This is a genomic window from Bacillus massiliigorillae, from assembly GCF_000380245.2.
GTDB classification, from domain to species: Bacteria; Bacillota; Bacilli; order Bacillales; family DSM-1321; genus Bacillus_AD; species Bacillus_AD massiliigorillae.
Genome location: NZ_HG428741.1, coordinates 734,790 through 746,727, shown reverse-complemented (window position 1 = coordinate 746,727; position 11,938 = coordinate 734,790). Strand labels below are relative to the sequence as shown.

General features: G+C 35.2%; 12 protein-coding genes. 1 reads left to right on the top strand and 11 read right to left on the bottom strand.

Going from position 1 to position 11,938, the window contains the following annotated elements; translation table 11 throughout:
• Window positions 1-227 (top strand): hypothetical protein (locus TX86_RS27125; RefSeq protein WP_042346296.1); only part of this gene is annotated, 227 nt, incomplete at its 5' end.
• Between the two features lie 2 nt (window positions 228-229).
• On the opposite strand, the gene TX86_RS03465 is transcribed toward TX86_RS27125, so the two are convergent.
• From TX86_RS03465 to TX86_RS03415, 11 genes are all read right to left on the bottom strand, one after another.
• Complete coding sequence (locus TX86_RS03465) at window positions 230-1,468, bottom strand: RsiX family anti-sigma factor (protein WP_042346293.1); 1,239 nt, start codon at window positions 1,466-1,468, stop codon at window positions 230-232.
• Window positions 1,446-1,991, bottom strand: coding sequence for an RNA polymerase sigma factor SigX (gene sigX, locus TX86_RS03460; RefSeq protein WP_042346290.1), 546 nt, complete (start codon window positions 1,989-1,991; stop codon window positions 1,446-1,448). The genes TX86_RS03465 and sigX overlap by 23 nt, the downstream gene beginning before the upstream one ends.
• 176 nt (window positions 1,992-2,167) lie before the next feature.
• On the bottom strand, window positions 2,168-3,973 hold the full coding sequence (locus TX86_RS03455; protein ID WP_042346288.1) for an ATP-binding protein: 1,806 nt from the start codon (window positions 3,971-3,973) through the stop codon (window positions 2,168-2,170).
• The gene (locus TX86_RS03450; RefSeq protein ID WP_042346286.1) at window positions 3,973-4,689 is read right to left on the bottom strand and encodes a response regulator transcription factor; all 717 of its coding nucleotides are present in this window, start codon (window positions 4,687-4,689) and stop codon (window positions 3,973-3,975) included. The genes TX86_RS03455 and TX86_RS03450 overlap by 1 nt, the downstream gene beginning before the upstream one ends.
• Before the next feature lie 355 nt (window positions 4,690-5,044).
• A complete protein-coding gene (gene ccsB / locus TX86_RS03445; RefSeq protein ID WP_042346282.1) occupies window positions 5,045-6,223 on the bottom strand; it encodes a c-type cytochrome biogenesis protein CcsB in 1,179 nt (392 codons plus the stop codon).
• A gap of 13 nt (window positions 6,224-6,236) precedes the next feature.
• Complete coding sequence (gene resB, locus TX86_RS03440) at window positions 6,237-7,865, bottom strand: cytochrome c biogenesis protein ResB (RefSeq protein WP_042346280.1); 1,629 nt, start codon at window positions 7,863-7,865, stop codon at window positions 6,237-6,239.
• A gap of 20 nt (window positions 7,866-7,885) precedes the next feature.
• Entirely contained in the window at window positions 7,886-8,416 is a 531-nt protein-coding gene (gene resA / locus TX86_RS03435; protein WP_042346277.1) for a thiol-disulfide oxidoreductase ResA, read from the bottom strand.
• Window positions 8,417-8,503: 87 nt separating this feature from the next.
• Window positions 8,504-9,238, bottom strand: coding sequence for a 23S rRNA pseudouridine(2605) synthase RluB (gene rluB, locus TX86_RS03430; protein ID WP_042346274.1), 735 nt, complete (start codon window positions 9,236-9,238; stop codon window positions 8,504-8,506).
• A gap of 282 nt (window positions 9,239-9,520) precedes the next feature.
• Window positions 9,521-10,054 carry a spore maturation protein gene (locus TX86_RS03425; RefSeq protein ID WP_042346272.1) on the bottom strand — a complete coding sequence of 178 codons (534 nt, stop codon included), beginning with the start codon at window positions 10,052-10,054 and terminating at the stop codon, window positions 9,521-9,523.
• A gap of 2 nt (window positions 10,055-10,056) precedes the next feature.
• Entirely contained in the window at window positions 10,057-10,650 is a 594-nt protein-coding gene (locus tag TX86_RS03420; RefSeq protein WP_042346270.1) for a nucleoside recognition domain-containing protein, read from the bottom strand.
• Entirely contained in the window at window positions 10,643-11,809 is a 1,167-nt protein-coding gene (locus TX86_RS03415) for a D-alanyl-D-alanine carboxypeptidase family protein (protein ID WP_052343523.1), read from the bottom strand. The genes TX86_RS03420 and TX86_RS03415 overlap by 8 nt, the downstream gene beginning before the upstream one ends.
• Window positions 11,810-11,938 lie beyond the last annotated feature (129 nt).

Here is an 11,938-nt window from a genome sequence, read left to right as displayed (position 1 = left end):
CAGTAAGACGAGCTGTTCTTGAAAACCCGCTTTTAGTTTTCAAAACAGATTGGCTTACGACCGAGCATGGCAGGTGTAAGGTTAGACAACGAAAAACCGTCACCGGTTCTTTTGATTGTTGCATTTACTTCCTGTTTGACTTCAAAGCAAAAAGAAGACATGTGGCTGATGTAAGGCTAGAAAAAGAAAAAAGGATGTTTAAAAGTTTCCTTTCAAACATCCTTTAGCTTTATGGGTTAATCACATTCGGCGCAATTGGCACTTCCATAACTTCATTTAATTTCATTGTACCAATCGTATTTATATTGCTGTTTTGGAATTGGATTGTTTTATACCCGAACTCTCGTGCAGTTAATAATATAGCTTGTATGGCTTTTACATATTGCTCATTATCTTTTAATTTTGTATTAGCTGAAAAGGTAACGAATAAGCGGTTTCCCTTCCCAACTAGAGACTCGAATTGCACAGTGGCTGGAATACTCGCTTTCATACTTGTCGAGTTTCCTTCCGACTTCATCACTTCTAACGCCTCTGAAATATCTTTATATTCATTTGTTGAAGGTATAAACAACTGTGATGACTTCTCATCACTTTGTAGTAAATAGATTGCACGTTGTGGAGTAGAATCAATATCAGTCTCTTCGACTAAGCCTACATGTGAAAATGTCACACCTTTGTTATCATTGGTGTAGAAATACAGTTTATTCACGTTTTGATATCGATATGTTTCCTTCAAAGATTCAAAAACCGCTACATCGATTACTTCTTTTGGATTTATGGAGAAAGTTATATTCACAGCTTGATCTCCAGATGCAGCATTGGCATTCCAATTAACTCCACTCACCTGTAAACCATGCATGTCTCCATTAATCATCGTTTCCGCTTCTTTAATCGCTTCCACTGGGTTTGTTATTCCTTCATCTACCTTTAGCGTGACAGGAACAATACTGTGATAATTCAATGAAGAAGCTCCCACAGTTACATAGTTCATCTTTTCCATTTCTTCTTTATAAAGCAACGCGCTTGAATATCCCGTAGAAGAATCTGATTTATTCCTTTCACTCTCACTTTGCACGCTAACATCATTTGATACATCTCTCTTCTGGACAGCCATTTGACCATCTTCTTCACTTACTTGTTTCGCTTCTTGGTTTTGACTTTCTGTTGCCATATTTGATGATTTTTCCTCTTCTCGTGAACTATTACTATACATAGCTACAGAAGGGGAATCATTACTACTATCTTTCTGCATTTCATCCTTTTGAAAGAAAACATTCGAAGTAAAAAAAGAAAGTAGACACACAACTGCTGCAGATGCAGTCATTGTAAGCCAACGATTAATAGGTTTTTTGGTTTTAGAAACAATGGCTTTTTCGTAGATTTTTTGGGGATCACGGTTGTCTGTAATAGTTGGTAGTTGGGAGAATAATGATTTGATTTCATTTTCATTCCATTGTGATTTTTTCATTATGGTTCTCCTTCCCCTCTGTATCTTCTAACATTGTACGAACCATCTTCAATGCTCTATGTTGAGTTGTTTTTACTTTACTAGCGGTCCATCCTAATACTTCCGCCGTTTCTACGATAGATAAGGATTGCACAAAACGCAAAATTAATACCATGCGTTGATCAACTGTACAGTGATCAAGACTTGCAAAAATAGTCCTCATGTTATCATTTAGTACAGCAATTTCTTCTGGCAATGGCTGGCTGTCCTTAATTGTATCCCTACTCCAATCAAAATTATAAAGAACTCTTTGCATCCATGTTTTTTGCTTTCTAAAATGATCAATAGCCGTATTACGAGCAATGGAATATAACCACGTCTTCTCACTACTCTTTCCTTCAAAGCGTTCATAAGAATGTAAAACTTTTATATATACTTCTTGCATTAAATCTTCAGCTGTTTCTCGATTTTTCACCATGTAGAATAAAAATTGAAAAACTTCTTGATGATACTTTTCGTATAAATCTTGAAAAACGGAGTTCATCTTTTCCTCCTCCTCCGTTATATTAATAGTCGAATTATCCAGGATAAAAGTTACGTACTCTAAAAAATATTTAATTACATAAAAGGAAGAGTTCAAAAAACTCTTCCTCCTATCATTTACTATTAAATTCATAAATTTTAAAGACTATACAATAATAAAGCATAAAACACTACAAATTACATATTCTTGTCCATATCAAGATTCATATTATGTTGCGGTATGATACATGTAAATGTAGTTCCTTTATTTACTTCACTAACAACCGATATTTCGCCATTATGTGATTTGACAATATTATAAGCTATCGCCAAGCCAAGCCCTGTACCTGATCGACCTCTTGTTCTAGCTTTATCAGCTTTATAAAATCGCTCAAATATAAAAGGCAAATCCTCTGAGGCTATGCCAGATCCAGAATCTTGCACTTCGATAACTAGCCTATCATTATCATCTACTCGTTGGTTAATAGAAACCCTGCCTCCAACTGGTGTATGACGAATAGCGTTATCTATTAAGTTTGTTAACACTTGCTCCATTCGGTCTGGATCAAGTATCCAGTGTCTATTAGCATCTTCAATATTCGTATTAATAGTGATTTGCTTATCTTTTGCAAGGCCTGAAAACTTCGAAGTGATTCTATTTAAATAATAATTCAAATGGACATCCTCAAAATTCAAACTGATATGCCCCGCTTCCATGCGAGCTAAATCCAATAATTCATTTACTAGACGCCCCATACGAAGCGACTCATCATAGATGATTTGTGCCATTTCCTTCTTTTCTTCCTCTGTTTGAGCAATATCATCTACAATTGCCTCACTGTAACCTTGCAACATACTAATTGGTGTTCTCAGCTCATGAGAAACATTGGCAATAAAATCATTACGCATTTTATCTAATTTACGCTCTTCCGTCATATTTCGTAATACAGCTACGGCACCACGAATATTCTTATTATTGTATAACGGACTTACAATAATAACCCAATAGTGATCGCAAATTTTCATCTCACCAATTTGTTCCTGTTCTGATTCCACCGAAAGTTGAAACAAATTCATCAATTCAGATGGAGCTTCACGCTGACTTATTGGTGTACGTTTTTCATCATTCCAAAATTGAAGAAACTGTTCAGCAGGCGGATTTGTTTTTAATATAGAGCCATCTATATTAATAGTAATAACACCATCAGCCATACTGCTAAGAATACTATCTAAATTCTCTTTCTCTTGGCTCAGTGCATCCATATTGTTTTTAAGCTTTTTCCCCATTTGATTAAATGCAATGGCAAGCTCTGCAATTTCATCATTTGAAGGTGAAGGTACCTCCGTATCAAACTTCCCTCTCGCTAATTCGAAAGCAGCTTCCCTCATTTTCCTTAAAGGAGCAGTAATTCGAGTAGAAAGGAAAAAAGCAAAAATCGTTGTTAAAACAATGGCAACTCCAGCAGCCAAAATAATAAATTTAGTAGTAGATTGAATAGTAGCTCTCATCGAATCTAATGTTTGAAAAACAAAAACTACACCATTTTTCTTATTATCTTCCTTTAATGGTACACCTACTATTATTCCTGGCGTTTCATTCTCTCCATTCGGAGATTGTTTCAGTACAAGTTCTTTCGTTACTTTCTTTCCATTAAAAAACACACTAGAAAGATCTTTATCTTTTTTTATCGTTTCTAATGAAAGTTCCGGTAATGAATAAGTAGCATCTGTTGTATACACTTTATTATCTTCTTGCACAATCATGATTGTCTTAGATTGACCTAAAAGTTGGGATGATATTTCTAAGGTATAGTCTGGATCTTCATGATCCTCGAGAATTTGTACAATCCGATTAGCAGTAGTAAGTAATTCATTCTCTACTTGATGTACATTAAAATTCTCGAAAAACTCAAGAAGGAGCACCGTCAAAATCAGCAACACAAAACATACTAAAAGTAAGATAGTAAGCCATAGCTTACCAACGACGCTCCTTAGAAATATCATTATTCGTTCACAACCTCGAATTTATATCCTACACCCCAAACGGTGACAATCATCTTAGCCGCTTCCTCAGAAACTCGGTTAAGTTTTTCTCTTAAACGCTTAACGTGAGTATCTACTGTACGAAGATCTCCGAAAAACTCATAATGCCATACTTCTTTTAATAGTTGCTCGCGATCAAATACTTTATCCGGAGCTTTAGCTAGGAAATATAAAAGCTCATATTCTTTTGGTGTAAGCGAAACTTCTTTTCCATCAGCCATAACTCTATGTGCATCGTTATCAATTGTTAAATGAGGTAATACGATCACATCTTTAGTAGTTGTATCTGTTTGGATATAGCTCGTTTTCGAAGAACGTCTTAGTAGAGCCTTAACTCGTAATACAACTTCTCTTGGACTAAATGGCTTAACGATGTAATCATCCGTACCTACTTCAAATCCTTGAACACGATTAATTTCTTCCCCTTTTGCTGTTAACATTATAACAGGAGTTGATTTCTTCTCTCTCAACTCTCGACATACTTCAATTCCATCTTTACCTGGCATCATGATATCTAAAAGAATTAAGTCATAATCGGTTGCATTCGCTTTCAATAAAGCTTCGTTTCCATCTTCAGCTTCTTCGATTACATAATCCTCTCTTTCAAGATACATTTTCAATAAGCGACGAATTCTTTCTTCATCATCGACCACTAGTATTTTGACACTATTATCCATCATACTTCCTCCCCTTTTGCATACAGCACAAAATGATGATTATATGTTCAATCATTTTTATTAACAAAAAGTAGACTGTTTTTTTACATCTAAATGTTTGTAACTCTTTCATTATATATAAAAAGCTGCAAAAGCGAAATAACCTTTGTACATTTCTCAATGTTTAAAGCACGAAAACGGTAATAAATTATCCAAAACAGGAGTTATTCTTTAAAAACCCTCTACAATTTACTCTGTTTTCCCTAACCTTACATTCAAAAACCCTCACCTCAACATGGGTGAAGGCTTGAACAAATATTCTACTTATATCTATATTCTAAACGAAATACGACTCATTTTCAAAACTAGTTCATTCTTATGCATAAGAATGAAGTCCAGCAATAACTAAATTTACAAATATTGCATTAAACATAATAATACCAAATCCGATTACAGCGAGCCAAGCTGATTTCTCACCATGCCATCCTTTGGATAATCGTAAATGTAGAAAAGCAGCGTAAAATAACCATGTGATTAATGCCCAAACTTCTTTAGGGTCCCATCCCCAGAATCTCGTCCACGCAATTTGTGCCCAAATCATTGCAAATATTAATGCACCTAACGTAAATACCGGAAAGCCGATGAGAACAGAACGATAACCAACTTCATCTAATAAATCTTTCCCTACTTTTCTAGTAAGAGGCTGCAATGCATGACTAATACGTTTTCGTAATATTAAGCGTAATAAACCGTATAAAACAACTCCAACTAAAAGTGCCCAAACGACAGAATTAGTTTTATTCGCATTAATAAATCCCGGTGCTTCAACGAAAGGTTTCATCACATCTTTTGTTTTACTAACCCCTTCATTTGGTCCAATTAACGGTGGCAATTCATATACTGTTTCTGATTTGATTTCGTTTTTATCGACCCAATCAAATTTCGCTTCATAACCTTGTGCAGCGAAGATCGACGAAGCAAGGATATAACCTAAAGTAAGAACTAGAAAAAACACAACTGTTTCTAACCAAAATGTTTTCTTGCTACTTTTCGATTGATCTACAACTTTAATTAAATAAATTAAGCCTGCTGCAAAGCTAATGGCAAGGATAGCTTGTCCAGCTGCAGCTGTTGTGACATGAATATGTAGCCAATTACTTTGAAGTGATGGAACAAGTGGTGTAATCTCTCTAGGAAACATAGCTGCATAAGCAATAAGAAGTGTTGCAATTGGCAAAGTAAATACACCTAAAACATTTACTCGGTAAATGAAGAAAATAATAATAAATGCACCAACAAGCATCATACCGAAGAATGTTATAAATTCAAATAGATTACTAACTGGAGCGTGTCCAGAAGCTATCCATCTTGTAATAAAATATCCTAACTGTGCTAGAAAACCAACGATTGTAATAGTAATTCCTATTAAAGACGTTTTACGCAACTTTGGCGTTGCATCTTGATTTTTCCCCTTAATAGCGCCGCCAAAGAATAAAGTTGCTACTAAGTATAGAATAAATGCTAGAAACAGCAAATTACCGCTAAGTTCAACCATTTCTTATTTCCCCCTATTGAGCTGATTCCTTCTTTTCGACTTGATCTTCCGGTTCATTTAACCCTAAACCTTCAATCGTTTTCTTAATTTCTCTCTTTAAACCATGCCAGTTTTTGTTTGTATGAGCAGCTAGGATAATGGTATTGCCTTTTTTCTGTATCCAAATTCGACGATGATTCCAATAAGCTCCTTGGATTACCCCTATCATAAAAATGAATCCACCTAGTCCGAGTATTGGTAATGTCAAATCTTTTCTAACAGTTAATCCTGCTACATTTTTTGTTTCAATACCTGCAAACGCCATCTTATATGTATTATTCTCTGAAGCTTCAATCGTTTTCTTAATGGCTACAAAGCTTATTTCCCCATCAGGCTTATCAGGTGTAATCATTCTAAATACAAAGGCAGGATTATTAGGAATCCTTGTTTTTGTAATAGGCTCCCCTTCGTCATTCAATTCCCAATCAGGTAAATAGCTAACTACTTCCACTTTGTTTCCATTTCCCAAGTCAAATGTTTTCTCTGGATTATGTAAATCTAACGTAACCATTCCTAATTTATTTCCAGAACTTTTCTCTGTCAGATAAAATGACATTTTATTAAGTTCATCTAACTTATAAGTGACTTGATAAAGTGCGAAAGTTCTGAATTTTAAAGGCTCATTTACTTTTATAATTTGTTCTTTTTCTTGTTTAAGCTTTGGTTTTTCACCAGGGAGAGGTTCTCCATCGGCTTTATACAATACTGCATCAGTTTGAAAGTTTTTTGCTACCATGCCGTTCTTTTCAATAGCCGTAGTAAATACTTCAGATTCTTTTTCCTTATCATAAACTTCCATTGTGAACTTCTTGTTCTCTAAATAATATTCTCCCTTTGTACCTGGTATCGCCTCAGTCTCACCTTCACGGACCCAAAGAACCTTATCGTAATACATACCCGGTACTAATCTCATCATTCCACTAATTAGAACAATAATTAAACCAATATGATTGATGTATGGACCCCAGCGTGAAAATCGACCTTTTTCAGCGAGAATTTTCCCATCTACTTCTCTCACTTTAAACTTGCTATCCTGTAATCTTTTCTTTATTGTTGCAATATCTACATCATGGTCTTCCAATTGTGTGACACCATACACTCGTTGTCTTCTTAAAAAATCCTCATGACGATCGACTCTCTGTGTTTTTAAAGCTCGATATAAAGGTACAACTCTGTCTAGACTACAGATTACTAAAGAAATTCCAAGAGATGCGACTAAAATGATATACCACCATGAGCTATATAATTGATTGAATCCAAGGTCATAATAGAGTTTCCCTAACTTTCCATATTCCTCTCGATAATATTGCTCTGGAGGAAGTGTTTGAGGTATGTATGCCTGTTGCGGAAAGATAGTACCTAGAGAAGAGGCAAGTAAAGTAATGATAATCAGCCAAACTCCTACTTTTACTGAAGAGAAAAAATTCCAAATTTTATCGACAATTGTTTTCTTATACGTTTGCGAGCGCCTAGCTGTACCCTCATAACGCATATCAACAAGCTTATTATCCTCCCCATCTTCAGCAAGCATTCTCCCACAAGATTCACAAAGAATTGTTCCATGCGGATTAACATGTCCACATTCACATTTCACATCTTTCATGATTAAAAACTCCCCAATGTTTATGGTTTAATTCTTTCCATTTGTTGTCGAACGAGTTCTTCCGTCATTCCCGCTTCAATAATATCGATAATCTTTCCATTTTTATCGATAAGAAATGTAACTGGAAGATTAAAAACACCATATGCATCATTTACTCGCCCATCACGATCTAATGGCACTGGAAAAGAGAGTCCTAGTTTTTTCACAAAACTAGATACCGCTACTTCTGATTCTTCAATATTTACCGCTAAAACTTGTACCCCTTTGTCTTTATATTGTTGATATTGATTGTCCATATAAGGCATCTCTTCTTTACAAGGAGGACACCAAGTACCCCAAAAATTCAAAAACACACCTTGTCCTTTATAATCAGAAAGTTGATGTTTCTTTCCCTCTAAGTCTGTTAATACAAAATCTGGGGCTTCTTGTCCTTTGGCAACTACCTTATTATCTTCCTTCGTAAAGTTCGCATAAAGTGTATAAAGAATAGCGATTCCCAATAATCCAAGCACTACCGATCTCATGATGAGACGACGCTTCTTGTTCCCCATTGTTATCCCCCTATATGTTCTTTACGACAGTATAGCATTTACTAATACCGCTATATTGTTTAGAAAAATGAATGTTGTATGAAAATTTTACTTTTTCTTACGAATACTGGTAGCTAATACTCTCAATTGTTTTACTTCATGAGGCGTTAATTCTCGAGCATCTCCCGTATTCAATCCACGCAATGTTAAAAATCCATATTGCTCTCGTTTTAACTTCATAACTGGATGTCCAATTGCCTCAAACATTCTACGTACTTGTCTGTTTCTTCCTTCATGTATACCAATTTGAATAATGGCTGTATTTTTCTTTTTATCTGCAGACAGGAACTTTACGTTTGCTGGAGCTGTCATTCCATCTTCAAGCTTCACACCATATTGAAGCTTCTTCAATTGCTCACGTGACGGAATTCCTTTTACTTTAGCAACATAAATTTTTTCTACTTCATTTTTTGGATGCATTAATGCGTTAGCAAAATCCCCATCATTAGTCAGCAATAATAATCCTGATGTATCATAGTCAAGTCGACCAATCGGATAAATTCTTTCTGGAATCATTGGAAAGAAATCTGTAACAACTTTACGATTTTTATCATCTTGAACTGCTGAAATAACGCCACGAGGCTTATTTAACATAAAATAAACAGGAGCCTCACTCGTTAATGGCACACCATTTACTTCAACTTTATCATTTGGTCCTACTTTCGTACCTAGTGTTCGTACAACCTCCCCATTCACTGTTACCCTACCATCTAAAATTAACTCTTCCGCCTTCCTTCTAGAAGCCACGCCAGAGTGTGCAATTACTTTTTGTAATCTTTCCATTATTTATCACCTCTTACATATTGTCTCTTGTTTAATAACCTAAACAAGCAATATATAATTATGGCATATTTCATACAAAAAGCAAAAGCAAACTTCATTGCATAAAAGAAAACATACTATTCAAACACATTCCTAACTTTATACTATTATTCTTAATTTTTCCTTAAATTAAATATTCTAACAAATAAACCAGGTTTGATACAACATACAATAAAGAGGGAATAAAGCGTAAAAGGGCTGTCCGAGAATTGATTTTCAATCAATTCTCGGACAGCCCTTACCTCAATAACCAAAGATATATACAACCACAAAAACTGCAGCAATTAAACCAACTAAGTCTGCTAATAACCCTACTTTTAATGCATCTCCCATTTTTTTAATCCCTACCGCTCCAAAATAGACAGTAAGTACATAAAAAGTAGTATCCGTACTTCCTTGAATGACAGATGCTAATCTTCCAATAAAGGAATCTGCTCCATGTGTCGCCATTAAATCACTCGTCATACCTAATGCTGCATTTCCTGAAATAGGACGTATTAATGCTAATGGAACGATTTCTGATGGAACACCTATAAAAGAAAACAGCGGTTTAATTAAAGAAACAAAAGCATCCATCGCTCCCGAAGCTCGAAATACAGCAATTGCTACCAGCATACCTATTAAATACGGAATAATGGAAAAAGAAATCGTAATACCTTCTTTACCACCCTCTACAAAACTTTCATATGTGTGTACTTTTTTAATCGTTCCATATATAAGAATACCACCTATTAATATAGGTAAAATCCATACTGAAATATTTGTAATCCATTGCAAATCTACCCTCTCCCACTGCGCTTACGTCTCTCATAAAAGAATCGGTCAATTAATACTCCACCAATCATTGAAATAATAGTCGCTAAAATCGTAGGTAATATAATATCTGTGGGATTGACCGAGCCATGAGTCATTCGTATTGCGATAACTGTAGTCGGTATAAGCGTTATACATGATGTATTTATTGCTAAAAAAGTAATCATCGACCGACTAGCTTCATTTTTCCCTTTATTCAATTCCTTTAATTGCTCCATTGCTTTTATTCCAAGTGGAGTTGCGGCATTACCTAACCCAAATGTATTCGCCATCATATTAGATAAGATATAGCCCATCGCAGGATGATCAGGAGGAACTTCCGGAAATAGTTTACGAACAATAGGTCTAAATAGTTTAGAAAGCTTTACTAATAGACCTGAATCCTCCGCAATTTTCATTAATCCCAACCAAAAAACAAGTACACTCATCAACCCAAAACAAATGGTCACAGCATCTGTAGCTGCTTTAAATAGCGCTTTATTCACTTCATCAACTGTTCCATTAATGGCCGCAAAAACAAAACCAACAATCATCATTCCTACCCAAATATAATTAACCATGTTCTTTCAAGCCCAATATCATTAGAAATGTGTTCGTCCAACTTTCGAGAAAACTCGTCCGTTTAGTTTTAACATCGAGTCCATAATGAATATTACGTGTACCTATTACATCATCGCCAAGCATTATATACGCCTTTCCCACAGTAGTAGGAACGTTTTCTTTTCTTGACCAATCGTCCTTCGGTTTAATGAGTTTGATTTCTATATGTAGTTGGTCTTTTTCCTCATTAGTCAATGGATATTGAAACGGCTCTAAAATCACTACTTTATTTTTATAGAAGGAGTTTTTTATTTTTTTAACCTTTCCAGCTTTCATAATTTCTGTCAAATCATAATCTTTAAAGCCATAATCAAAAAGCGACATATGGTCATTCCAATCATCACCAGCATTTAATGTAACCGCTATAAGAGAAAGATCATCTTTTGTAGCTGTTGATACTAGCGTACGTCTAGCCAACTTCGTAAATCCTGTTTTTCCTCCAGTTGAATATTCATAAAGCTTTAACATTTTATTTTTGTTATTCCAAGAATAATCCCACGCTTCGTTTGGATTCGATGCTTTATGATTTTTTGTACCTGCTATTTCCGCGTAAGTTGCATTATTCATTGCATATCGAGTTAATAAAGCCATGTCATAAGCAGTTGAATAATGATTAGGTGTGTTATCTAGCCCATGTGGATTAGTGAATGACGTATTTGTCATTCCAATTTCTTGTGCTTTCTGGTTCATTAACAGCACGAATCCTTCTAAGCTACCTCCAACATGTTCGGCAATAGCTACAGCGGCATCGTTTCCCGAGCGAAGCATTAAGCCATACACTAAATCTTTTAACTTCATTTTCTGTCCTTGTTTTAAATATAACGATGATCCTTCCGTTCCAAATGCCCGTCCACTAACGGTAACCATCTCATTTAACTTACCCGACTCAACCGCAAGAATAGCTGTCATGATTTTCGTTATACTGGCGATTCTCTTTTTTTCATGGGCATTTTTCTCAAACAGAACTCTCCCGCTTTCTTGTTCCATTAACACAGCGCTTTCCGCACTAACAGTCATACTATTTTCTGTACTATCCATTTTTGCACTAGAACTATGAGGAATAAATATAGAAAAAAGTAAAAAAAACAATATCATGATAGCTATTTTTTTCACACGCATGGAATCCTACATCCTTTACCTGTTTTGTACAAGTGTATGCAAAAGGACAAGTGTTATGACAAAAAGAAAAAGAGAGCAAAAAGTGATTTCGATTCACTTTTTTACTCTCTTCTTTACTTTCATCAATAT

Coding starts and splice junctions, on each gene's coding strand:
- TX86_RS03465 (WP_042346293.1), bottom strand. CDS start 1,468: ATGAAAAAATCACAATGGAATGAAAATGAAATCAAATCATTATTCTCC.
- sigX (WP_042346290.1), bottom strand. CDS start 1,991: ATGAACTCCGTTTTTCAAGATTTATACGAAAAGTATCATCAAGAAGTT.
- TX86_RS03455 (WP_042346288.1), bottom strand. CDS start 3,973: ATGATATTTCTAAGGAGCGTCGTTGGTAAGCTATGGCTTACTATCTTA.
- TX86_RS03450 (WP_042346286.1), bottom strand. CDS start 4,689: ATGGATAATAGTGTCAAAATACTAGTGGTCGATGATGAAGAAAGAATT.
- ccsB (WP_042346282.1), bottom strand. CDS start 6,223: ATGGTTGAACTTAGCGGTAATTTGCTGTTTCTAGCATTTATTCTATAC.
- resB (WP_042346280.1), bottom strand. CDS start 7,865: ATGAAAGATGTGAAATGTGAATGTGGACATGTTAATCCGCATGGAACA.
- resA (WP_042346277.1), bottom strand. CDS start 8,416: ATGGGGAACAAGAAGCGTCGTCTCATCATGAGATCGGTAGTGCTTGGA.
- rluB (WP_042346274.1), bottom strand. CDS start 9,238: ATGGAAAGATTACAAAAAGTAATTGCACACTCTGGCGTGGCTTCTAGA.
- TX86_RS03420 (WP_042346270.1), bottom strand. CDS start 10,650: ATGGTTAATTATATTTGGGTAGGAATGATGATTGTTGGTTTTGTTTTT.
- TX86_RS03415 (WP_052343523.1), bottom strand. CDS start 11,809: ATGCGTGTGAAAAAAATAGCTATCATGATATTGTTTTTTTTACTTTTT.